Source organism: Sporotomaculum syntrophicum, from assembly GCF_009932395.1.
Lineage (GTDB): Bacteria > Bacillota > Desulfotomaculia > Desulfotomaculales > Desulfallaceae > Sporotomaculum > Sporotomaculum syntrophicum.
The window spans coordinates 154885-178200 of sequence record NZ_LSRS01000001.1; the positions used below are offsets into that span (position 1 = coordinate 154885).

24 protein-coding genes and 1 tRNA gene are annotated in these 23316 nt (G+C 46.0%); 2 read left to right on the top strand and 23 right to left on the bottom strand.

The window, feature by feature from the left end; all coding sequences use genetic code 11:
• The first annotated feature begins 204 nt into the window (after positions 1-204).
• Both SPSYN_RS00830 and SPSYN_RS00835 read left to right on the top strand, forming a co-directional pair.
• Positions 205-894, top strand: coding sequence for a hypothetical protein (locus SPSYN_RS00830; protein ID WP_161820612.1), 690 nt, complete (start codon positions 205-207; stop codon positions 892-894).
• Positions 895-1021: 127 nt separating this feature from the next.
• Positions 1022-1096, top strand: a tRNA-Val gene (locus tag SPSYN_RS00835).
• Between the two features lie 126 nt (positions 1097-1222).
• Here the strand turns inward: SPSYN_RS00835 and SPSYN_RS00840 are convergent.
• From SPSYN_RS00840 to cmk, 23 genes are all read right to left on the bottom strand, one after another.
• A complete protein-coding gene (locus SPSYN_RS00840) occupies positions 1223-2032 on the bottom strand; it encodes a LysM peptidoglycan-binding domain-containing protein (RefSeq protein ID WP_161820613.1) in 810 nt (269 codons plus the stop codon).
• Positions 2033-2128: 96 nt separating this feature from the next.
• A complete protein-coding gene (locus SPSYN_RS00845) occupies positions 2129-2458 on the bottom strand; it encodes a hypothetical protein (protein ID WP_161820614.1) in 330 nt (109 codons plus the stop codon).
• 20 nt (positions 2459-2478) lie between these two features.
• On the bottom strand, positions 2479-3165 hold the full coding sequence (locus tag SPSYN_RS00850) for an SdpI family protein (protein ID WP_243152863.1): 687 nt from the start codon (positions 3163-3165) through the stop codon (positions 2479-2481).
• The gene (locus SPSYN_RS00855; RefSeq protein WP_161820919.1) at positions 3149-3442 is read right to left on the bottom strand and encodes an autorepressor SdpR family transcription factor; all 294 of its coding nucleotides are present in this window, start codon (positions 3440-3442) and stop codon (positions 3149-3151) included. Before SPSYN_RS00855 ends, SPSYN_RS00850 begins: the two co-directional genes overlap by 17 nt.
• Before the next feature lie 122 nt (positions 3443-3564).
• Positions 3565-4767, bottom strand: a complete 1203-nt coding sequence (locus tag SPSYN_RS00860; RefSeq protein WP_161820615.1) for a cofactor-independent phosphoglycerate mutase — start codon at positions 4765-4767, stop codon at positions 3565-3567.
• 52 nt (positions 4768-4819) lie between these two features.
• A complete protein-coding gene (locus SPSYN_RS00865; protein WP_161820616.1) occupies positions 4820-6043 on the bottom strand; it encodes an aspartate kinase in 1224 nt (407 codons plus the stop codon).
• Between the two features lie 12 nt (positions 6044-6055).
• A complete protein-coding gene (gene thrB, locus SPSYN_RS00870; RefSeq protein ID WP_161820617.1) occupies positions 6056-6958 on the bottom strand; it encodes a homoserine kinase in 903 nt (300 codons plus the stop codon).
• A 4-nt stretch (positions 6959-6962) separates the two neighbouring features.
• On the bottom strand, positions 6963-8258 hold the full coding sequence (locus tag SPSYN_RS00875; RefSeq protein WP_161820618.1) for a homoserine dehydrogenase: 1296 nt from the start codon (positions 8256-8258) through the stop codon (positions 6963-6965).
• Positions 8259-8326: 68 nt separating this feature from the next.
• Positions 8327-8770: an ACT domain-containing protein gene (locus SPSYN_RS00880; RefSeq protein ID WP_161820619.1), complete on the bottom strand. Its 444-nt coding sequence runs from the start codon at positions 8768-8770 to the stop codon at positions 8327-8329.
• A 287-nt stretch (positions 8771-9057) separates the two neighbouring features.
• Positions 9058-10539: a stage IV sporulation protein A gene (spoIVA, locus tag SPSYN_RS00885; protein ID WP_161820620.1), complete on the bottom strand. Its 1482-nt coding sequence runs from the start codon at positions 10537-10539 to the stop codon at positions 9058-9060.
• A gap of 403 nt (positions 10540-10942) precedes the next feature.
• Complete coding sequence (locus SPSYN_RS00890) at positions 10943-12010, bottom strand: NAD(P)H-dependent glycerol-3-phosphate dehydrogenase (RefSeq protein WP_161820621.1); 1068 nt, start codon at positions 12008-12010, stop codon at positions 10943-10945.
• A gap of 1 nt (position 12011) precedes the next feature.
• Positions 12012-12602: a glycerol-3-phosphate 1-O-acyltransferase PlsY gene (plsY, locus tag SPSYN_RS00895; RefSeq protein WP_161820622.1), complete on the bottom strand. Its 591-nt coding sequence runs from the start codon at positions 12600-12602 to the stop codon at positions 12012-12014.
• Positions 12603-12613: 11 nt separating this feature from the next.
• Positions 12614-13924 (bottom strand): ribosome biogenesis GTPase Der, encoded by a 1311-nt coding sequence (gene der, locus SPSYN_RS00900; protein ID WP_161820623.1) that lies wholly within the window; start codon positions 13922-13924, stop codon positions 12614-12616.
• Positions 13925-14040: 116 nt separating this feature from the next.
• Positions 14041-15354 (bottom strand): DUF512 domain-containing protein, encoded by a 1314-nt coding sequence (locus tag SPSYN_RS00905; RefSeq protein WP_161820624.1) that lies wholly within the window; start codon positions 15352-15354, stop codon positions 14041-14043.
• 98 nt (positions 15355-15452) lie between these two features.
• On the bottom strand, positions 15453-15878 hold the full coding sequence (locus tag SPSYN_RS00910) for a DUF3189 family protein (protein WP_161820625.1): 426 nt from the start codon (positions 15876-15878) through the stop codon (positions 15453-15455).
• A gap of 7 nt (positions 15879-15885) precedes the next feature.
• On the bottom strand, positions 15886-16338 hold the full coding sequence (locus SPSYN_RS00915; RefSeq protein ID WP_161820626.1) for a DUF3189 family protein: 453 nt from the start codon (positions 16336-16338) through the stop codon (positions 15886-15888).
• Between the two features lie 12 nt (positions 16339-16350).
• A complete protein-coding gene (locus SPSYN_RS00920) occupies positions 16351-16539 on the bottom strand; it encodes a capping complex subunit for YIEGIA (RefSeq protein WP_161820627.1) in 189 nt (62 codons plus the stop codon).
• 112 nt (positions 16540-16651) lie between these two features.
• Entirely contained in the window at positions 16652-17542 is an 891-nt protein-coding gene (locus tag SPSYN_RS00925) for a YIEGIA family protein (RefSeq protein ID WP_161820628.1), read from the bottom strand.
• 145 nt (positions 17543-17687) lie between these two features.
• Positions 17688-18893 (bottom strand): stage II sporulation protein P, encoded by a 1206-nt coding sequence (spoIIP, locus tag SPSYN_RS00930; protein WP_161820629.1) that lies wholly within the window; start codon positions 18891-18893, stop codon positions 17688-17690.
• Positions 18893-19633 (bottom strand): DUF1614 domain-containing protein, encoded by a 741-nt coding sequence (locus SPSYN_RS00935; RefSeq protein WP_161820630.1) that lies wholly within the window; start codon positions 19631-19633, stop codon positions 18893-18895. Before SPSYN_RS00935 ends, spoIIP begins: the two co-directional genes overlap by 1 nt.
• Before the next feature lie 266 nt (positions 19634-19899).
• Positions 19900-21984, bottom strand: coding sequence for a bifunctional 4-hydroxy-3-methylbut-2-enyl diphosphate reductase/30S ribosomal protein S1 (locus tag SPSYN_RS00940; protein ID WP_161820631.1), 2085 nt, complete (start codon positions 21982-21984; stop codon positions 19900-19902).
• A 48-nt stretch (positions 21985-22032) separates the two neighbouring features.
• Entirely contained in the window at positions 22033-22623 is a 591-nt protein-coding gene (locus tag SPSYN_RS00945) for a lysophospholipid acyltransferase family protein (RefSeq protein ID WP_161820632.1), read from the bottom strand.
• Positions 22623-23300 (bottom strand): (d)CMP kinase, encoded by a 678-nt coding sequence (cmk, locus tag SPSYN_RS00950; protein WP_161820920.1) that lies wholly within the window; start codon positions 23298-23300, stop codon positions 22623-22625. The genes SPSYN_RS00945 and cmk overlap by 1 nt, the downstream gene beginning before the upstream one ends.
• Positions 23301-23316: the final 16 nt, after the last annotated feature.

Here is a 23316-nt window from a genome sequence, read left to right on the forward strand (position 1 = left end):
GTTATAAGTTGTCGACAAATTTCCACAAAATACTCCGTTAGTAAAAAAATAGATAAATTAATTATTTTATAATTTCTAAAGAGCAATAGAAAAATTATAAAACTAATTATTTATTCTAAAAGTTTATTGCAATTTAATGATAATATTATTATAGTTATAAATATTTAATGAAACTTTAAATGAACCTTATGAGGAGGTTGTGCAATGAAAGATAGCATAGACCTGGACTCAGCTTTTAATAACGTAATTAATGCTATTGAGCATTTATATGATTCAGTTAATCAATATGATGATGCTTTACATCATCATATTAAGGAATTAGCGGCAAATAAAAAGAGAAACGAAATTTGGTTAATTCTATCCAGAGCTGACAGGGTTGAAAAATTTAAAGAGCAAATAATTGAATTAAAAAGTTTATGGCAGGAAGTAATTAGTAACAAAGTTGAGAAAGCACCAAGCATTAAACGGCGGGAAGATGGAAAAAAAGAAATCACCATGCGTACAACATGTGAAATTAATCAAGGTGCTGTTAGGATAGCAACGGAAAGAAATGAGAGCGGAACTCCGTATTCAAACATTATACCACTGGAACTTTTTAAGGAAATATCTTTAACGGCTATTAAATTAATCCATCAAAATGGTTATGTTAAAACAAGTAATGTTGTTGATTTACTAACAAATGAAATTGTAGAGCGAAGTGATTATAAAAAATCACCCCGAGTACCGGTATATTTAACATTTAAGATATTATTAAAAAACAATATCTTGCGACTGGATGAGAATAACTCACATAAATACTTACTGGGTTCTAAACCCAACCCCATTAGGTGGATAGAAAACTTAGGCCGAAATTTTCCAAGTAGACGGCAGGAACCGAATTCAAACCATCGCTGATATTAGAGCCGGCTACATATACATCTTACTATTCGAGCATACTTGTATGTTGTTTTTCCTGTATTATCTGCGCGTCTCATGTTGCATAAACCTATAAGTTGTGGTATACTTACTTCCGTCAGTAGACGGGGTTATAGCTCAGCGGGAGAGCGCTTGACTCACATTCAAGAGGTCGCTGGTTCGAAACCAGCTAGCCCCACCATAAAAAAAAGGCTCCTGTTAATCGGAGCCTTTTTTTTATTCCAATATATAATTCAGCCCATATTACCTTAAAGAAAAACCGCCATTAATGACGGTTATTCTAAATTATTTTAGCAGCTTAATTTTATTAAAAGGAAAAAGTAAACGCATCCATCACTTTGCTTACCGGACGTGACTGCAAAAATTTATTAGGTACCCAGGATTCAAAAAAGTAGAGAGCTCCATTGGTGGGATCTACCCCATTTAGCGCATCCAGAGCAGCTTTTTTACCAGACTCACTGGCCGGTTTATTTATATATCCATTGAGCACCGGCTCAAACTGGTATCTGCCGTTTTCACTAACCTGGTAAACAACGCCGGGAATCGAGTTAGGAAACAGCGGGCTGTCCACCCGGTTTAGGACAGTGGCTCCCACGGCAACCTGGGTAGCATAGGATTCAGAATCGGCCTCCGCAGTAATAATGCGCGCTAACAAGTCGAAATCGGCCATACTTAAGCGAGCTCCGCCCCGGCTTACGTTTTGGATATTAGGCTCCGAATATGTATTAGAATATGTATTTTTGTTAGATTTAGATGGTAAATATAATACTTGCCCCGGATTGATTATGTCGCTTTTTAATTGATTAATAGCCTTTATTCTATTAACATCGGTGCCGAATTTTTTTCCGATTAAATAAAGGCTATCACCTTGCTTAATCGTATACCTAACCGGAATATTCAACTGCTGACCCGGGTTTATATTATTTGTCCATAAATTGTTATTATAGCGCAGAGCATACTGGTTAACATCATACATCAAGCAGATACGATAAATACTATCGCCTTTACTTACTGTATGCACCTGCGCTATACTTATTGCCGGGAACAGCAGTAGTAAAACAGGCAGCAGTAAAAGGCAAATGAGTTTCCTTTTAGGTAGTATTAATTTTTTAACCATATCCTATAACTTTACCTCCTTGACCAAGTTGTCTGGTTAATTATATAGACATACAGTAACTTGGACAAGAGGTAAATTCTGTCTTTACAGGTTAGTTTATTTTTTGCTACGCTGTCCGTACATTTTTTCATTGATATGATCCACCAGGAACATAGTCGAAAAAACATGATAAATTCTAATTACCACACTTTCTATAGCTCCGTTCATGGTACTAAGACGCTCTTCAATCACAGGGCGAAAGCCAAACCGTTTTTCCAATACTTGCATAAATGATTCAACTATATCCTCACGGGTTTCATCGCTGCCAATACTGGTCCAGGGCAGGTACGTATTATCATAATTTGTTTTTGTATACCGTTGCACTTCATCCATAAACCAAACTTTGAACTCATCAAAGGAAGGCCGTTTTTTGCTGAAGCTATCCACATTAACTCCCCCTCAACATCTTACTTATCACTTATTCTTCTATATAGCAGATATGAATAAACTGTCGGTACTACCACAGCTACGATCAGGCCACCAAATAATAATACCGCCGCTGCCTGCCCCCCGATGATCGCGCCTGCCATACCGACCAGGCCTGCCGCCACCCATAACGGCCCCGCCATGCGGTGAGTCTTTTGCCAAACATACTCATTGGCCAGGGTCCAGGGCAATTTAATACCGACAAAATAATTATAGCGTATTTTGCTCATCCAATTGCCAATCACTACAATCATAAGCGATACGCCAAAGGGCACCAAACGGCCTACCGGAACATTATAACCCAGTGCGGCCAATATTGTAATCACATAAAGACCGGTAAGGAAACAAATAAGCATCAGCTTAAGTACCTGGTAAGTTTTTCTAAATTTAACGTAATTGTCACGACGGGGGTCTATTAGAGGCATAAACAGCATTAGCAGATAAATACCTGCACTTAACAATGGTATACCAAAAGCACCCCAGAGGCGTGAAGAATAATCATCCACCTCGCCATGAATGTTCCAGTGTGATGGTACCTGTTCCGGCAAATGCGGGTAAACCAGCGCACCTGCGAAAAAAGATGCTATAACCAGCAGAATGGAGGGCCAATCAGACCTTAGCTGTGAACCTATGGTGAATTTTAAGGCATCTTCATTTTTTTTTCTCAACCCTATCACCCCTGTCTTCTTGATTAAACATATCCACAAACCAGGCTAATAAGTCTTGAAATACCGAGGTATTCAAGGAATAGCTTATATACTGGCCTTTTCTTTCATCCAACACCAAATCCGCCTGTTTTAATACATTTAGGTGATGAGACAAGCTTGGTTTGGAAATATTAAAGTGTTCGGCAATCTCCCCCGCTGTCAAGTCACCCTGGCGCAGTATTTTGAGTATTTCACGCCTAGTGGGATCGGACAGCGCTTTAAAAAAAACATCAAGCATCATATCACCGACCAGTAGTTAGATATTTTGAAAATTATCTAAATATATTATAGACGATTTTCATTTAATTGACAATACTAAAAATGCCTGGTGTAAACTTCCTACACCCGGCACTTTTTTATTTAGCTTAGGAACCTGAGCATTAACGAGGGGCCATCGGGCAACATAATTCCGGTTTCAGCCGCAGATGATTCGCTAAAGGTTTTTCCTGTGGTATTTGAAATGCTGTTGCTCGCTATTACGTAAGGTACCGGCTCGGCGGTATGGGTACGAATGCTTAGCGGGGTCGGGTGATCAGGCAGCAGCATTATCCGGTAGTCGGAGAAATCCGCTAAACCCTCCAGCAGTACTCCCAGCACCTGGCCATCTATTTCCTCGATAGCCCGCACCTTTAGCTCGGTATTTCCCTGATGCCCTGCCTCATCCGGAGCCTCTACGTGCAGATAAACAAAATCTGCCCCACTGCCCAGCGCTGCCAGCGCTGCCTCGGCTTTGCCTCTAAAATTAGTATGGATATTACCCGTGGCACCGGGCACCTTAACTACCTGCATACCAGCGCAGGTGCCAATGCCCATTATTAAATCCACAGCGGCAATAACCGCCCCGTCCAGGTGATATAAATCCTTGAACAACGGCAGTTGCGGCCTTTTACCCTGGCCCCACGGCCATACCGAATTAGCCGGCGGCAGTCCTCTCTCCACCCGGGACCGGTTCACCGGGTGTTCTTTGAGCAGAGCATAGCTTTGCTGCATAATTTCCAGCAGTGTATCCGCACCTGCACCCTTGGGCAGATAATCGCCCACGACCCGGCCGGAAATATCATGAGGCGGCGTGACTGCAGTGTCTTCAGGTCCATTGTGCCAGACCATCAGATGACGATAGCTGATTCCGGGATAAAATTGTTTATCCGCTGTGCCAAGTTCAGCTTGCACTGTCTCGATTAATTCACGAGCTTCCTCACTGGTTATCTCACCGGAGCTATAATCAACCATTTTTTTTGCGGCATAAGCAGTCTCGTCCGACAGGGTTACCAGATTACAGCGCCAGGCCATATCCTCCTTGGCTAGCTCAACACCCATACTCGCGGCTTCCAGCGGTGAGCGGCCGGTGTAATATTTTTCCGGTGCATAACCCATTACCGCTAGATTAGCCACATCACTGCTCGGTGGGAACCCGTCCGGAACGGTTTTCACCATCCCGGTTTCCCCTCGCGCAGCTAAACTATCCATATGGGGGGTTTTAGCGTACTGCAGCGGCGTGAGATTATCCAGTTCGGGACGCGGATAATCAGCCATCCCGTCGCCTAAAACAACTATATATTTCATGGTACACCTCCGGTATACTTTTCTCTGATTTTTAGCGTAAGTGCGACGGCTTTTAGTTTGGCCCAATCCTATCCAGGCCAAATTTTTTATGCAGTGCTTTTACCGCCTGCTCGGCGTCTTTATTTTTCACAATACAGGATATCTTGATATCCGAGGTGGAGATCATATGTATATTGATCCCCTCTTCCGACAGCACTCCAAACATCATGGCAGCTACACCGGGGTTGCTGTTCATCCCGGCTCCCACAATCGATACCATAGCTACATCGGCATTATGGGCGTAACCCTGGGCGTCGATTTCTTTAACGATTTCTTCGATGGATTCTATTGATACAGGCAAATCATCCTGGGCTACTGTGAAGGAGATATCGTTAATGCCGTCGCGCATGGCACTTTGCACAATCATATCCACACTAATGTTCTTATCGGCCAGGTTTTTAAAAATCTTATAAGCGATGCCCGGTTGGTCGGGCACACCAAAAACAGACAGTTTAGCCACATTTTTGTTATATGTAACACCCGTAATAACCATATCTTTTTCCATGTCCGTTTCCTCCTTTACAATGGTGCCCGGGTTATCGTTAAAACTGCTCCGGACATGCAGCGGTATACCATAATGTTTGGCACACTCCACCGAACGGGGATGCAGCACCCCAGCACCCAGGTGCGCCAGCTCCAACATTTCATCGTATGTAATGGTTGCCAGCTTACGCGCCTCGGGTACAACCCTGGGATCGGCTGTATATACACCGTCCACATCGGTATATATCTCGCACAAATCAGCTTGGAGCGCAGCCGCCAGCACCACAGCGGTAGTGTCCGAGCCGCCCCGGCCCAGCGTAGTGATATCACCGTATTGGTTCAAGCCCTGAAAACCGGCCACGATTAATATTTTAGACTTAGCCAGCTCTTCGCGCATACGGTCACTTTCCACGTCAATTATCCGGGCCTTGTTATAAACCATATCTGTCTTGATGCCGGCCTGCCGCCCGGTTAGAGATATAACCTCCACCCCCAGGCTTTTAATGGCCATAGCCAGCAGGGCACTGGATATTCGCTCGCCGGTGGACAGCAGTACATCCATCTCGCGGGGCGATGGGTTATCAGTTATTTGCCGGGATAAAGCAATCAAATCATCGGTGGTATCGCCCATAGCCGAGACGACGACTACCATTTGGTTACCTTTGCGGTATTCTTTCACCACCCGCCGGGCTACATTTTTAATGCGTGAGGCGTCCGCCACCGATGTGCCACCATATTTTTGTACAATTAACATTTTAATCACCCCTTATAATACTTCCAAAGCTCTCGCTCCCACCGGGCTGGGCGCCAAAATTAGAGAACGTGCGTTGACACCGCATTCCCGAAAGGTTGCCTTCATTACTTTCGCAATTAATTCCTGATTATTATCCGCCAGGGCAATGATGGCCGGTCCGGCACCGCTTAAGGCCACTCCCCGGGCTCCGGCCAGCCTGGCGGCTGAAACAACTTTTTTATAGCCGGGTATCAAACCTACGCGAAAGGGTTGGTGCAATTTGTCATCCATAGCTGTGCCCAATACCGACAAGTCCCCCTTTTGCAGCGCAGCTACTAAAAGCGCTGTCCGTCCAATATTGAACACGGCGTCCCGCATGGTTACCATGTGCGGTAGCGCCTCTCTCGCATCTCGAGTACTTAAAGTGAAATCAGGTACCGCCACCACTGCTTTCAGTCCTGCCGGTAAATTTATCTTGGTCCAGGTTATCTCATCATCTACCGCAGCATAGATAACCAGGCCGCCCAGCAATGCCGGGGCAATGTTGTCCGGGTGCCCCTCCATGGAACAAGCCAGAGCTAAAATCTCGCGTTTACTAAGCTGGGCACCGCACAACATGTTGGCAGCAATGATACCACCAATTACAGCAGAAGCGCTGCTGCCCAGCCCCCGTCCAACCGGTATACTGTTAACCAACCGGATGCGCAACCCGTCGGGCTTATAGCCAATCCGGTCAAAAACCCGTTTGGCGGCGCGGTAAACCAGGTTGCCCTCATTGCACGCCAATTCCCCGGCGCCCTCTCCCTCAACCTCGATACTTAAGCCGCGGGGAATTTTGCTGAATTCCACAACATTATACAGTTCTAGCGCCATGCCCAGGCAATCAAAGCCCGGGCCCAAATTTGCAGCGGTGGCCGGCACATGAACTCTAATCACCGGTTCACTCACCCTCTACACGAATAAAATTGGCAACCTCATTGACTGATGATAAGTGCTTGATAATTTCCAACGCCTCTTGCATATTTTTTTCGCGTACTTTATGAGTCACCAGTACAATTTCCGCATTGTTGCCGTCGGTTTGCTTTTGCAGCACTGAGGCAAGGCTTACTTCTTTATCCCCGAAGGCGCAAGCGATAGAGGCCAGTACACCCGGCTTATCGGTAACATTCAGGCGAACATAATATTTAACCTGTGTAGCCCCCATATCCTTAACAGGTTTTTCTTCATAACAAGTACAGGAGATAATTCCCGGCACTTCGTGCAGTAAATTGCGGGCGGCATCCATAACGTTGGATACTACTGCGCTGGCCGTTGGCATTTCCCCTGCCCCGCGGCCGTAAAACATAGTATCTCCCACGGCATCACCGGTAACATATATGGCGTTATATACATCATTAACCGTGGCCAGGGGGTGATTGTACGGTATCAGTGTGGGATGCACCCGTACCTCGATGCCGTCACCTGTTTCCTTGGCAATCGCAAGCAGTTTAATAATGTAATTAAGTTCACCCGCATAGGCAATGTCGGAAGCGGTTATTTTGGTAATACCCTCCACATATACATCATCCAGGACCACGCGGGAGTTAAAAGCAATGGATGCCAGTATTGCCAATTTGCGTGCTGCATCATAGCCTTCAATATCTGCGGTTGGATCGGCTTCGGCATACCCCTTGGCCTGGGCTTCCTGCAGTACCTCGGTAAAATCCGAACCTTCCTCAGTCATTTTAGTTAACATATAATTCGTGGTACCATTGACGATACCGATTATTTGTGTGATCCGGTTGGCCGCCAGGCATTGTTTTAGCGTGCTAATGATCGGAATGCCACCGCCTACGCTGGCTTCAAACAACAGGTCGGCATGATTAGCCTGGGACAGAGCAAAAAGCTGCTTGCCATGCGTTGCAATCATATCCTTATTGGCCGTAACCACACTTTGGCCGTTCTCTAGAGCCCGGCTGACATAGTCGAGGGTGGGCTTTATGCCGCCCAATACTTCCACCACTATTTTTATTTCCGGGTCGTTGATAATATCCTCAATATTGGTGGTTTGCTTGCTTAAATCAATTTCCAAATCACGCAGCTTGGCAGTATCCTTCTCCAGTATTTTTTTTACTTCCAAACCGGCCCCAACCTTGCGTTTGATATTTTCAGCGTTCCCGGTAATAATACGATATACCCCCCGGCCCACTGTACCTAGTCCTAAAAGGCCAATTTGTATATTATTTTCACCTGACATAAACAAAGCTCCTTTCAAGTTGCTAAAATAATATTATATACATGCAAAGATGCTCTATAACGATATACTTATGCGCCCAACAGCTTGGCTGCTTTAACACCCGGGGTATAACGCAATAGCTTGAGCATATTTTCCACATCACAATTCAAATTTGCTGTTTCAATGGTCACAGTTGCGATAGCAATACCCTGCTGTGGAATGTTCTGGTTGATCGTAACTATGTTTCCCCCCACTGCGGCTATACTGTTCAACACTGCAGATAAAACACCGGAACGATGTTCCAGCAACATTTCCAGAATAATAGTTTTGTCCCGGTTCCAACGGACAAAGGGATATACTTTATCTTTATATTTATAGAAAGCGCTGCGGCTTAACTGTACCCTTTCGACCGCTTCATTTACCGTGGCTGCCTCGCCATTCATCAATAATTCCTTGGCTTGAACTGTTTTATAAAAGGCCTCGGGCAGGATATCCTCCTGCACCAAAAAAAACCTCGGTTCCTGGCCCGCCAACGTTGCACACCTCCGTAAGGGCAAGTGGAAACTGTTTACCTTGCCCCTATTATCCGTCCATGTCGTATGGATACATTTCCACGCATGGTAGACATTATATCATTATTATATCTTTTTTGGCAACTGTATATCATTATACAAGATACTTGTCCTTCCAGTTTCGACACTTACACAAGTCTTTTAATTTTTCGCTCTATAACAAGAAAAACGCGCCCATTCGGTTCCCTTTGCGCGCGCTTTTCAATACTTTATCTAAACAGCACAAAAAAACCGGTCTTTTAGACCGGTTAAATTATAATGCATATTAGACCGCCACTACCCTCATTAACAATGCGCCTGACAGTTTCCTGTAATTTGGTTTGCGCGTTTTCAGGCATTCTTTGCAGTTTGTTTTGAATACCTTCGCGCACCAGGTCACTGACCGATTTACCGAATATTTCAGATTGCCAAATCTTTTGAGGGTTTTCCTCAAATTCATTCAGCATATACCGGACCATATCCTCACCTTGTTTTTCGGTACCAATGATGGGAGTTATTTCGGTACTAATATTGGCTTGAATCATATGAATGGATGGGGCACTTGCCCTTAGCTTGATACCGAACCGGTTGCCTTGCCTGATTAGTTCAGGTTCATCTAACTGCATATCGTCAATCCCTGGAGTTACCATACCGTAACCGGTTTCCTTGAGCTCCATCAGAGCTGGGGCAACTTTATCATATTCACGCTTGTCTTTGGCCAATTCTTTAACCAGGCGGAATAACTGGTGATCCCCTTCTAACTGGAACCCGGTTTCTTCAGAAAGTACCCGGTAAAACAATTCCGGTTTGGAGCTAATTTCTATGGCTGCCGTGCCCGTACCCAAATCTAAATTATTTAAACTGACCTTTTGCACCATATCATAATCGCTCAGTTTTTCCACTGCCCCGTCAATATCACGAAGACGCCGCACCTGCTGCACGGTTTCCTGTACCGCCGTATCAAATTTTTGCCTTAACCAGTGTTTTTGTTCCAAATCTTCCACCCACAGCGGCATAGCAATAGAAACCTCGTTGACCGGGAATTCAAACAATGCTTTTTCCATAATCAGCATAATGTCCGGCTGAAGCATCTCCGCACAGTTAACCGGGAGAACCGGCACATCGTATTTTTCCGAAAGCTCATCGGCCAGTTGAATAGTGTCTTCACTTTCCGGAGTAGTCGTATTTAAGACAACTATAAAAGGCCTGTTGATCTCCTTTAATTCCTGAACCACTCTTTCTTCAGCGGGTATAAAATTCTCTCTTGGAATATCGGTTGTGGTACCATCAGTAGTAATCACCAGGCCAATGGTGGAGTGCTCACTGATTACCTTTCTGGTACCTGTTTCCGCGGCTTCTTCAAATGTAACGGGTTCGTCAAACCAGGGGGTAATCACCAAACGCGGGTTGCCTTCCTCATCCTCGTAACCCAGAGCTCCCTCAACCCGGTACCCTACACAGTCGACCAGCCGGACCCTTACTTTAAGATTAGGGCTTATTTCCATTTCAACCGCTTCGTTGGGCACAAATTTGGGTTCAGTGGTCATAATCGTTTTGCCGGACCCGCTCTGGGGCAGCTCATCCTTTGCCCTTTCTCTTTCATATTCATTTTCGATATTGGGTAAGACCATTAGATCCATGAACCGTTTAATAAAAGTTGATTTGCCTGTGCGCACGCCGCCGCTAACACCCAGGTATATATCCCCCTCGGTGCGTTCCGCAATATCGCGGAAAATATCCAACTTTTCCATGAACGCACTCCCTCCTTATCAAAAATTTATATAATTAACAAAACGGTGTCAGAATAGCATCCCCCCTACCGGCAGGAAAAGCAGTATATAAAAGCCCAACGGCCAGCCTAGTCCACGAGCAGTTTTTTCCAATGGCATACATTAACATTATATATATATGATTACCCGGCAAATTTATTACTGTTTAGTCTAAAAAATGCTAATAAAATTGTTCCAGGTTGTATGACTGCTACTAGTACTATATGCACCTGGTTTTCAGGATATATATAGGTGTTTTTAAAGTGTGTTTATACTTCACAATAAAAGATAATAGCGAACCAAAGAAAATCAAGTTAATGTAATTGAACGTTACCGAGCGTTCAACTAAAAAAACGGCTCTACGCCGTTTTTGTCCTAATTAAAATTATAATTCGATTCCTTGTTGGGATTGCCACTTGATATGAGCCAGGGCAACTTCTTCCACTTCTCTTGTTTTTCCACGAGCCATTAGGTTTTTCATGGCTGCTTGAGGGGAAAGGTTGTGGAAAAGAACCTGGTACATTTGCTCGGTGATGGGCATTTCAATGCCCAAGGCAGCTGCCAGATTGTGGGCAGCCCGGGTAGTGCGAACTCCTTCCACCACCATGTTTACCTTGTCAAGCGCCTGCTGAAGTGTTTTACCCTGTCCGATAGCAATGCCGGCGCGGCGGTTGCGGCTGTGTCTGCTGATGCAGGTAACGATTAGATCGCCAAGACCGGTTAGACCTGCAAAGGTTAACGGATTGGCCTGCATAACTATACCCAGCCGGGTAATTTCCGCCAGTCCTCGCGTCATCAGCGCTGCCCTGGCATTATCACTACCCAGTAACCCGTCTGCAATACCGGTACCCAGAGCAATCACGTTCTTTAATGCCCCGCCAAGCTCTACACCTATAATATCCGGGTTAGTATAAACCCGCAAATTTTGTTGCATAAATATATCCTGGGCCAGTACGGCAGTATGTGGAGAGGTGGAGGCGGCCACTATAGCAGTAGGCATCTCTCTGGCTACCTCTTCGGCATGACTGGGACCTGAAAGCACGGCATAATGCTCTAACCTGGCCGGGCCGGCCTCAGCGGCAAAAACTTCAGATAACCTGAGGTTGCTATTTTCTTCAATACCCTTGGCGGTGTTTACAATAAGTGTTTCAGCCTTAATAAAAGGCAGCGCTTGTCTCAGGACTGTCCGAAATGTATGCGAAGGTACACTGAAGACAACAGCAGAGGCACCCTCCAGCGCCTGTTCTAAATCTGTGGTGACCAGCATAGCACCGGGCAATATTACACCGGGCAAGTAGCGTTTATTTTCCCGAAAGGCATTTATTTCTTCTATTTGTTCCAGACGCCTGCCCCACAGCCTGACCGTAGAGCCGTTTACGGCCAGGTGGCGGGCCAGGGCCGTTCCCCAGCTGCCCGCACCCAGCACAGTAATATGTTTGCCATTTACTGCCACACTACTTCCTCCTGCTCCTTACCACCTTGTATTCAGACCCGTCAAAAATTTTTTTAATGTTGGCTCGATGCTTATAAATAACGAAAACAACTAAAATACAGCTGAAAATTATATATAACTTATCCATACCTAAAACCGCCATAGTAATTGGTAAGGATAAGGCGGCCATCATGGAGCTCAAGGATACATAACGGCTAATCGCCAGCGTAGTTAATAGAACCACCAGTGCTACCAGTGTAACCAGGGGTGAGATGGCCAGTATTACCCCCGCACCGGTAGCCACAATTTTGCCCCCTTTAAAACGCAAAAAAACCGACCAGCTGTGCCCGCACAAGGCGCTGAAAGCGGCTAACAGCTCGGTTTCAATACCGCCGAAATGTCGTCCAACCAGTACAGCAATTAACCCCTTGGACGCGTCCAGAATCAGTACTAATAGGCCGTAGCCCGGGCCAAGGTTACGCCATACATTGGTAGTGCCAATGTTGCCGCTGCCGTGCTCCATAATATTTATGCCTTTAGTCCTGGCCACCATTACACCAAATGGTATTGAACCAATCAGGTAGCTAATCACCATGGCCAGTAATGTATTCATAGTTCCACTCCTTATCTTTTGCGCATGACCAGCTTAATGGGAGTTCCCTCAAAACCATAGGCCGAACGCAGCTGGTTTTCTAAATAACGCAGATAAGAAAAATGCATTAATTCCGGATCATTGACAAATAAAACAAAAGTGGGTGGCTTAACGGATGCCTGAGTAGCATAAAAGATTTTCAAGTGCCTGCCTTTATCCTGGGGCGTGGCATTGTGCAATATTGCATCCCTCAGCAGCTGATTTAAATCAGTAGTGGCAATGCGCATGTTTTGCTGCTCGCTAACATAATCCACCACATCCAGCACCCGGTGCACCCGCTGGTGAGTCAAAGCACTGACAAACATAACCGGGGCATATTGCATAAAACCCAGCCCTTCCCGCAGGTTCTCAGTATACCTGCTGGCAGTGCGGTCATCCTTTTCCACTAAGTCCCATTTATTAACCACCAGAATAACGCCCCGGCCTTTTTCGTGGGCATAACCGGCAATCCTCTTGTCCTGGTCGGTTAATTGCTCCACTGCGTCAATAAGCATGAGTACTATGTCGCAGCGATCTACGGCACGCAGCGAGCGAATAACGCTGTATCTTTCGGTGGACAGGCCGATCTTACTGCGTCGCCTGATCCCCGCTGTATCAATAATAGAATACTTTTTGTCCCCCCGGGTGATATATGAATCAATAGCATCTCTAGTTGTACCCGGTATGTTGCTTACAATAACCCTTTCCTCGCCCAGTAATGCATTAACCAATGACGATTTACCCACATTGGGACGGCCAATGACGGCAATTTTAATTACATCATTTTCAGTTTCTTCATTTTCAACCGGTGGCAGCTCTTCTACTATTTTATCCAGCAAGTCACCTGTATTCAAACCTTCAGCGGCTGAAACCGGCAAGGGATCGCCAAGACCAAGCCGGTAAAAATCATATAAATCATGAGCCTTATCAAAATGTTCTACTTTGTTGGCTACTAAAATTACAGGTTTTTCCGAGCGACGTAAAACTTTGGCGACATCTTCATCGGTACCGTTTAAGCCTGCTCGTGTATCGACAACAAAAAGCACCAAATCGGCTTCGGCAATAGCCAGTTCTGCCTGTTTTCGAATATGTGATACAATTTCACCCTCGTCCTGATAGTCAAGCCCGCCTGTATCAACTAAAGTGAACCAGCGGTTATTCCACTCAGCGTCTTGATAAAGACGGTCCCGGGTAACACCCGGCACTCCCTCCACTATGGCCACCCGACCGCCTACTATGCGGTTAAACAGAGTTGATTTGCCGACGTTGGGACGACCAACTATGGCCACTATTGGTTTCGCCACAAGTACACCTCTCTCCAGCTGTTGCACAGTGTTTTAATAAAAGTTTTAGCTCATTGAAAATATAACAACTTTATTACATTAAATATTGTACCCAAAGTGTACTTCTCGCAAGCTAATTAAGGATACAAACCTAATAGCTGCACCAGTTCTACTGGGTGTTCCAGTGGAATTACCTGCACTTTTAGTTTATCGGACAGTTCTTTAAGTGTAACATCATCTAAAAACACCTGTTCACCTGCTCGAAGCATTACTCCAGGAATGAATAACCGCTCGCCTAAATCCAATCCTGCCAAGCCATTTAATAGATCAGTCCCGGTTAGTAAACCAGCCACGGTAACAGTCTTACCAAAATACTTATTTTCCAAAATATGTAGATCAACCTGCAGACCGGATATCTTGTTTAGCCTAGCCGCTACCGGTGCCAACAATGGTCCCGCAAGGGTTCCGGTGACCAGTGAGCAATGTATGGGATGCTCTACACATTCCGGCAGCAACCCGGCTAACTGCTTCCATTCATCCATAAAAAGCCTGACCAATCCTACCCCGTTTTCAGTTTGGGGAAAGTCACAATATTCTTCTGCCGGTGGTATGCGAGCTCCGGCAAGCAGGTAAAACTCATCACTGGCAAAAACGAGCGGGTATTCATATTCGGCCATAAAGACCTTTTGCCAGCGCTGCACTTCCCGCACCACTTCCCGGGCTTCCCGTGGGTTATATGTGTTCAAACTAAAGAGCTTCTGGCGGTGAGCAGTTAAGCCCACTGGAACAACGGCTAAAGAACATACCGCCGGCCAGAGTTCACCGAGATCACCAATGGTGCGGTTTAGTTCCGACCCGTCATTGACGCCCGGACAGAGCACCACCTGTGTGTGCATCCGGATACCGGCATCGGCCAGAAAACGAAGCTGGTCCATAACTTGCTCGGCCCGGGGATTACCCATCATTTCCCGCCGCAGGACCGGGTTGGTTGTATGCACTGAAATATATAACGGGCTAAGCCGCATTTGTGCGATACGTTCGAGTTCTGTTGGACCAATGTTGGTCAGGGTAATAAAATTACCCTGAGCAAATGAAAGCCTGTAATCATCATCTTTAACATACAGTGATGGGCGCATCTGCCCGGGCATTTGGTCGACAAAGCAAAATATACATTTGTTACCGCACTGGCGGGTGGGTCCCCAACCGTCGTCCTGGAATACTAGTCCCAGAGTTTCGTCGTAATCCTTTTCGATCTCAAGCAGCCATTGCTCTTCATTGTACTTTTGCACCAGAACCTGTAAATATTCGTCAGCAATTAAATAGCGATAATCCAGCATGTCATTAACCTCTTGCCCATTGATTTGCAAAAGCACATCCCCGGCTTGCAGCCTGAGTTCATCAGCTATGCTGTCGTCGGCTACCGATTTAATTATTAAGCCTCGGTCCCGCATGGGGACCCTCCCCTCATGTAACATTCTTGTTACATTATCTGATAGCTGCCATATTTAGTCAAGAAAAAGCTAATTTGCTTTTCTTGAGAAGTATAACACTAAACTATTGGTTTGAGCTCTCGGTATATTTTTAATATATGACGATATACCAACATAAGCCCCAAGTATCGTAATCCAGGTATCCTGGTCAATACAACACCGGTTTTCACCAATAAATTTTTACGGCATTTAATATGTACCAGTTCATAATTATCAACACGCATCAAAGCCAGGAAACTCTTGATCACCCGCCCTATCATATCACCGTTACCCCGGGCCCATAGAGCGAGGCAGCTGTCACCTTGCTTACTTTGACCTAGATTATAAACCGATGCATCTCCCCTGCCAAGTCCGGTCTGAGCCAATACTTGCTCCAACTCGTTGGATGTAGGCGGGCGATGCGCGGGCAGCACCCCGCTGCGAATTGCGGCTGCCAAAGCAGCATAGGGAAACCCTGTATCATTGTAAAAGATTAACTTTTTCACTTAACATCTATTCCCTCGCCTTAACCCTGCGCACCAGGTTGATAATGCTTGTAAAGGCATTGATAGTGCCCCGGGTAACCAGCGGGCGTCCCGGGTAAATCCATTTAAACCGGCGCGACATAAAGCCTCCCAGCCGCATACTAAAGTTAATTTTACCCTCCATACTGACCAGTTTAAAATGATGCGGCGGAATATCAAACTCTCTGGCCAGACCATAGATAATATTTTCCAATAGCTGCGGACAACTTCTGCGCCCGACAAAGTATATGTCGTTACCATTATCATCTATTCCCATTAAAGTAATATTCCCGTGGTCGTGGTTATCCCTGGCATCAAAAAAAGGGATGGCCAGTAAATCCTCATTCTTGGGTGTTATGCTTGTCGGTAACATACCTAAATGACACGCCGCAGCCGTAACTGAGGAGTGAGTACCACCAAAGCAGTGGTAAATGATTTTCATATTTAATCACCCTCAATGCCTGACAATAAAGTAGATACCGTTTTCCAGGTCATGTACCATTGCATCCAAGGTCTTTGCTAAAAACAAAGCAGTTTTTTGCTTTTCCTCCTCGCTATCGGCAATAAATATGGGTACTGCTCCGGTCACTTTACTTTTATCGGTAGTAATTACAGCCAGTATTTGCTTTGCTTCTTCACCCAATTTACCCACCCCCTTGTTGTGACCTTATCTCCCCTTTGCCGGCTAGTATAAAAAGTCAAGTTAAGGCAACATATAAGCTTCCCTAACAACAACCGGGCTGTTTGCTCAGACACTAATCGGATGCTATTCTCCCGGCCTGGGTTTTCAGTGGTTTAACGCTAGCGCTTTCCAGTAACGGTGTTCTTTGCACGGCCATGATCAAAGATGTCATATCTTTTTCAATAGGCATAATATACAAAGCAACTTCACCGGTATCTGGATTTTTACGTGCCAGCGGGGTAAATTCCGGTATGTCCACTTCCTTTTTACTGCCCATTATCAGAGCTGCGGTGTGAGTGATGGCCATGCGCTGTCCCATATCATGCAAAGTAGCCCTGGCATTATCATCTTTAGGCTTAATCATTACGCCCAGTGCCTCTCGCTTAATTTTCTCACGCATTTCAGGCAAGCCAACCGACATGATATCAACTTCATTGACACATAATAATGAGTTTTTGAAATGTACTTCAGCGGGAATCACCTCGCAGATGTCCCCTATTTTCTTGCCGGTCATGAAATTTTTACTAAATAATATCAAGATTAGAGCCATTGCTGCGGCACCCCATATACCAGCTAGCACGGCTGCAATACTAGTAATAAAAGCAGTGCCCATCACCAAGTAATTACGGGCTTCAAAGGTACGGGCTATACCTTCAATATAATCCTTACCCCGTTTTTCGAGCCTTGTTTCCTCCAGGTTTTCCAGTGTCTGCCTTTCAATATTGCGAATTTCTCGGAACTGCTGAGCAGCCAGAGCCAGAAAGGTAAAGGCAGTAAAATCCTTGTTCATTAACGCGGGGACAGCGACAGCACCCAGGGCAGAGGCAATAGCACCCAGAGAAAAATGAGAGATATACCCGTGGGGATAGCCGGGATATTGGCGATAATCCAACTTGAGAAGCAGCATCCGGGTCAAAATTCCTGCCAGGGTGCCGGCTAAAATTACTGCCATGTATTCTTCCAAACCGGATCTCACCTCACGCAAATTTAAAATGAATTTGTGCCCTATTTACGGGTGCGTTCTAACAGCAATTGAGCGTATCATTTTGGTAAAAGCATGATACGCCCAATTTGATATTTGCACCACTTACAAAGCCGCTAATCGTTTCTTATGCATCATTGTCGTCTTCATCACCTTTTTTATTTAAACGTTTTTTCATCGGTGCCATAAACCCGGCAAATTCTCTGCCCCAGTATCCGCTCAACCGTTTACGAGCGTTTTGCCAGCTGCCGGAACTAATCAGCAAAAAGGCGCCTCCGCCCAATACAGCAATACCGATTATCCAAACCAATGTTCTCCAGCCCGCCGATGAGTCTGCACCCGGGCTAGTGAACCCACCGGGAGTTTGAGCGACACCGCCTAAACCTAGCAGGCCGGGCAAAGCATCGGCAAACAGGGTTGCGCCATTTTCGGCTGCTTCTTTGGAATTAGTATGGGTGCCAACTTCAACCAGCATAGCTGTGGACATCAAATCCTGGTTGTAATTCCCTTTGGCAATAAAGATTTCTTTAACTAGACCCGGGTGCACTTTATTAACATAAGCCATCATTCTTTTAGCAAATTCCATGTTGGACTGCATTTTAGGGTTTTGTCTGCCCACGACCAGACGAACCTGGGTGGCTTCTTTGCCGTCAATATTTTTACTATAGTAATTGGGATCGGGTATACCATCCCGGTGTACATCTATTACAGCTACAGGGTTCTTCTTCATTAAATCCGCAACAGTGCGCCGGGAGCGATAATAAGCGTTGGTATCCCGGGGCTCGTGTGGTGTTTTATCATGTAACACATTTATACCCTTTTTCTTTAACTCTGCAGCCATGGCGTCTCCAACATCAAATATACCGCCATTATATGGTTTACTTTCAGTACCGTCAGTGGGCACATAGGATTCTGCGCTGTGGGTATGATACAAGGCTACCGGTCTTTGTTTCCAGTCCTGCCCGCCGGCTACAGGCACAGTAATATCTTCGTACTCGTCTATATAGCCAACCAGTTCCCGGTCCATACCGGTAAACTCAGCTTGCGCATTAAAACCGTCTATTGTTTTTATTCTATAGTGCCGCCCGCTGTCGGTGATTAATTCATCTCCTATTGAAACAGTCCGGGACATTTGGCTGAGCAGTTTATTGCCGTTGTCGGTTATTTTATATACCTGCCCGTCCCGGTGATCGGCCTCCAAGGTGCTGTTCAAAAGATTGCTTGGCGACCAAACCGGGGTTGTGGTTCTGAAGAATGCGAAATAGCCCAGTACCGAGACACATAGCACTAAAAGACTCGCTCCAAGAGCCATTGTGAGCTGCTTTTTATTCACTATTGCTCCTCCTCCCTGCTATCTGCACGCTCGGGTTTTTCTTCAATAGTGCCCGGCTTGCGTAACGCTTCCACTAATTCGTCATCCCTGCCCCGGGTGGATGGTCCACCCTGCAGCCGTTCTCTGGTCTCACCAATTATTTCCGCCAGCAGAACAGCCAAAATCCCGGCCAGTACAATACCGTCAAAAGCACCGGCCCCACCTATGGCTACCGTACCGGCCGGTGCACCGGTATAATACAGTTGGATCCAATAAGCAATGTCCACCAGCACTAATCCCAGTGTAGCAGCAATAAAAGCACTGCGACGGGAGCGACCTGCGATATAAGCCACTAAGCCACCAATGACAGGATAGACCCACAGGGCATCCAGGAAGCCAAAAAAGCGCCCGCCTGGCTCAACATCACCCCGGGACATAAGGTTGCCAAACCAGAATATTACAGCACCGGTAATTAGGGCAGCGATTAACGCACGGCCCCATTCCTTGGATGTGCCTGCCCGACTTAACAGGTAAACGGCTACGCCCAACGGCACCAGTGCTCCTCCAAGATTTAAAGATACATCATAGCGACCGGTACTCAGGGGTATATCAATAAAACTCCCCACAGCCATCAGGGCTAGAATCCCCAAAGCGGCCCGGTCCGAAAGCTTCATTCTGTCAAGCACGCGTTGGGCCAGGCCAAAATAAATTAATATAGAAACAATAATTAGCACAATGATGCCGATGGGTAATTGAGTCATTGCGCACCCTCCTTAAAAGAATTACTTTTATTTGTAAAACTATGTTTCCCCCGAAAAAAGGATAATATGTGCCCTTAGTAAGTTTGCCGGCGGATGTGTGCATGTTTGTGCGGACAAGAAAAGCGCGCCCATTCGGTGCCCTCTGCGTGCACTTTTCAGTCTTTTAATCCTTAGCTCCTGAAGTTAAAAAAAAAGAGGCTGTAATAGCCTCTATACCCTAGTTTTATAAAGAAATTTCCTTGCACAGCTTAGCCTGCCAAGAATACTTATTCCTGTTTCTCAAAAATGTCTCCCACTAAGTCACCAATAGTAACAGTACCGCCATCATTAGCAGGCTGTACTTCTTGTTTTTTTGGCTGATTTTCCCTGGGAATGGGCTTGCTTGGTCTTTCATGGTCAACTTCTCTAATGGAAAGGCGGATACGTTTTTCTTCGGATGCCACGCTGAGCACTTTTACCCGAATTTCTTCCCCTTCCTGCACAACTTCATCGGGAGTAGCCACATGCCGGTCGGCTAAATGGGAAATGTGCACCAAGCCTTCCACACCAGGTTCCAACTGCACAAAGGCACCAAAAGGAGCAAGGCGCACTACCTTGGCATTGATTATACTGCCCACCGGGTATTTCTCGGCAACATTATCCCAGGGATTAGCCAGCACTTGCTTTAAGCCCAAGGATACCTTTTCATTCTCCCTGTCTACCCGGAGTACTTTAACGTCCAACTCATCACCCACCTGAACCACTTCAGAGGGATGATTGATACGATACCAGGCCATTTCGGATATGTGCAGCAGGCCATCGACTCCTCCGATATCCACAAAAGCACCGAAGTTAGTCAAACGGCGGACAATACCCCTAATCACCTGGCCTTCTTCCAGGTTGGCCAGTAAATTTTCACGATTACGTGCATACTCTTCTTCCAGAACAGCCTTACGGGAAAGAATAACCTTCCTTCTGGCCCGGTTAAGCTCAATAACTTTGGCTTCTATATCCATGTTCAAATACTTGCTCAGATCCTCAACGTAACCCCTATCCACTAGTGAGGCAGGCAGGAATGCCCGTACACCGACATCTACCAGTAAACCGCCTTTGACTACTTCGCGTACAGTTCCAGAAACCACTTGGCCTTCGTTCATGTTTTCTTCCAAACGTGCCCAGGCTTCTTCAGCATCAGCCTTTTCCTTGGAGAGAATTACCCGTCCTTCATTGTCTTCCGATTTTAAAACATATACTTTTATTTCATCACCCACTTTTACTATATCCTGTGGGGAATCTACATTAAAATTAGATAATTCTCTAATTGGAACAACACCTTCCGACTTGGCACCAACATCAACCAGCACCTCTTCCTGGTTGACCTGGACCACTACGCCGGTTACGATATCACCGTTTCTGAGGTTCTTTACCTCAACGGCATCTTCCATTTCTTGGTTCATGTCTTCCTGCGGTTCGGATTCAGCTTCAGGCTGTTGTTCCTCAACCTGTGTTTCCATTGTTTCTTCATTGACATTTTCTTCAAAATCCATCATTCGACAACAAACCTCCTCTATAATCCAGCCGGGTGTAGATGCGCCTGCCGTAACCCCGACTGAACGGAGTCCTTTAAGCCAAGCAAAATCTATTTCTTCGGCTGTTTCTACCTGATACACCGGTTTTCCGGCAGTACGGCAAATTTGAGCCAGCTTTGCAGTATTGGCGCTTGTCTTACCTCCCAGCACCAGTACGGCGTCCACCTCTTGCGCAAGTTCCATTGCCTCCCTCTGCCTCTCAGCAGTGGCCAGGCATATGGTATTGTAAACTTGCACTCGGCTTCCGTTTTTCTTTAAAACGCTGATCACCTGTTCAAAATTATCCTGCCGCTGGGTTGTTTGTGCAACAACACCTAGCTTAGGAAATTTATCCAGCTTCTCAGCTTGACCGGCATCGGCTACCACCAAAGCCCTGCCGTCGGACCAGCCAATGATACCTTGTACCTCCGGGTGTAGTGGGTCACCCACCACCACCACGGGTATATCTTGCTTAACCAAGTCATTGACCGTGTTCTGGACCTTGCGCACAAACGGACAGGTGGCATCCACCAGGTTAAGCCCTTTTTGCTCGGCACGCTGGTATACACAGGGTACCACACCATGAGAGCGGATAATCACAGTTCCCGGGCCGGTAATTTCATCTAGATCGTTAACCACATTTATCCCTTCGCGGGCCAGCGCCCCAATAACTTGGTCATTATGAATGAGCGGACCCAGTGTATATACCGGTCCATCTCGATCATGCAGGCATTTGCGGGCCATTTCCACAGCCCTTTTCACGCCAAAGCAAAAACCGGCTTTAGCGGCAACTTTAACCTTCATCAACTTCACCGCAACTTTACCTAAATATAGATTACTGACTTCCCAACGCTATTTATCGATAATATCCAGCAAACGGCTTATTTCCGTTATCAACTCCCGGCTAATATGTTCCATTTCCTCTTTGGATATCTTCCGCCGTTTGGGTGTAGTTAAATTCATCGGCCTACCGACATTTACTTTAACCTGACTCCAGAACCCCTTAGTACCGCTAAGAGCCACAGGCAATAATGGCACACCCCCTTTTAAGGCTAACATGGCAGCACCTAAATGGGGGTTTAACATTTCACTGGTTTGGCTACGGGTACCCTCCGGGAAAATGCCGACCACTTTTCCATCGTTAAGCAAGTCCAATGCCCGGCGTATTGATGAAGGTTTGATACCCTCACGATCTACTGGAAATGTACCAAGTTTTTTAATAATAAAGCTAAGCACTGGAATTTTAAATAACTCTGCCTTGCCCATATAAGAGATTCTTCTATTTAATATACAACCTACCACAACCGGATCCAGATAGCTGATATGATTGGATACCACTATTATGCCCTGATTAGCAGGCAACTTGGGGTCGCCGATAATTTTTAAACGACGCACCAGTTTAAGGTATACCAGGCAAATTGCCTTACTAACACTATAGAACATTAACCGGACCTCCCGGAAACCCGGCTTGTGATTATATCAACCACCTGATCAACAGTCATACCGGTACAATCAATTATTTCAGCGTCGGGGGCCGGCTTCAGTGGTGCTACTGCCCGCTGTGCATCAATATAATCACGCTCGGCCATATCTGCAAGCACTTCTTCAAGAGTCACTGTAAAGCCACGCTGTAAAAGCTCGGCATAACGGCGCCGGGCCCGCTCTTCCACTGAAGCAGTAAGAAAATATTTCATCTCCGCATCAGGCAGCACCGTGGTGCCGATATCCCGACCCTCCATAACCACGCCGCCCCCGGCAGCCATATCCTTCTGCAACTGCATCATTCTTTGCCTGACACCAGGAATTTGTGAAACCTGTGATACACACCGGGAAACTAATGGGGTCCTAATTTGGAATGAAACGTCCACACCATTTAGAACTATACGGGTATTGCCTTTTTCATCAACCCGCAGAACTAATCCCACACTTTCAGCTAAACGGGTTAGGCTTGTTTCATCCCTCATATCTATTTTATCCATTAAGGCCTGTAATGTTACAGCCCGATACATAGCCCCTGTATCTATATAAACGTATCCCAACTTTTCCGCCACTAATTTAGCAACCGTGCTTTTACCGGCACCGGCAGGGCCATCAATGGCAATCTTAAGCAAACGCCCCATTGTGTTCCTCTCCAAA

Coding starts and splice junctions, on each gene's coding strand:
- SPSYN_RS00865 (WP_161820616.1), bottom strand. CDS start 6,043: ATGTTAATTGTACAAAAATATGGTGGCACATCGGTGGCGGACGCCTCA.
- spoIVA (WP_161820620.1), bottom strand. CDS start 10,539: ATGGAAAAGTTGGATATTTTCCGCGATATTGCGGAACGCACCGAGGGG.
- SPSYN_RS00840 (WP_161820613.1), bottom strand. CDS start 2,032: ATGGTTAAAAAATTAATACTACCTAAAAGGAAACTCATTTGCCTTTTA.
- plsY (WP_161820622.1), bottom strand. CDS start 12,602: ATGAATACATTACTGGCCATGGTGATTAGCTACCTGATTGGTTCAATA.
- SPSYN_RS00855 (WP_161820919.1), bottom strand. CDS start 3,442: ATGCTTGATGTTTTTTTTAAAGCGCTGTCCGATCCCACTAGGCGTGAA.
- SPSYN_RS00945 (WP_161820632.1), bottom strand. CDS start 22,623: ATGTTCTATAGTGTTAGTAAGGCAATTTGCCTGGTATACCTTAAACTG.
- SPSYN_RS00915 (WP_161820626.1), bottom strand. CDS start 16,338: ATGAAAATCATTTACCACTGCTTTGGTGGTACTCACTCCTCAGTTACG.
- cmk (WP_161820920.1), bottom strand. CDS start 23,300: ATGGGGCGTTTGCTTAAGATTGCCATTGATGGCCCTGCCGGTGCCGGT.
- SPSYN_RS00860 (WP_161820615.1), bottom strand. CDS start 4,767: ATGAAATATATAGTTGTTTTAGGCGACGGGATGGCTGATTATCCGCGT.
- SPSYN_RS00905 (WP_161820624.1), bottom strand. CDS start 15,354: ATGCGGGACCGAGGCTTAATAATTAAATCGGTAGCCGACGACAGCATA.
- SPSYN_RS00935 (WP_161820630.1), bottom strand. CDS start 19,633: ATGACTCAATTACCCATCGGCATCATTGTGCTAATTATTGTTTCTATA.
- SPSYN_RS00875 (WP_161820618.1), bottom strand. CDS start 8,258: ATGTCAGGTGAAAATAATATACAAATTGGCCTTTTAGGACTAGGTACA.
- SPSYN_RS00940 (WP_161820631.1), bottom strand. CDS start 21,984: ATGAAGGTTAAAGTTGCCGCTAAAGCCGGTTTTTGCTTTGGCGTGAAA.
- SPSYN_RS00830 (WP_161820612.1), top strand. CDS start 205: ATGAAAGATAGCATAGACCTGGACTCAGCTTTTAATAACGTAATTAAT.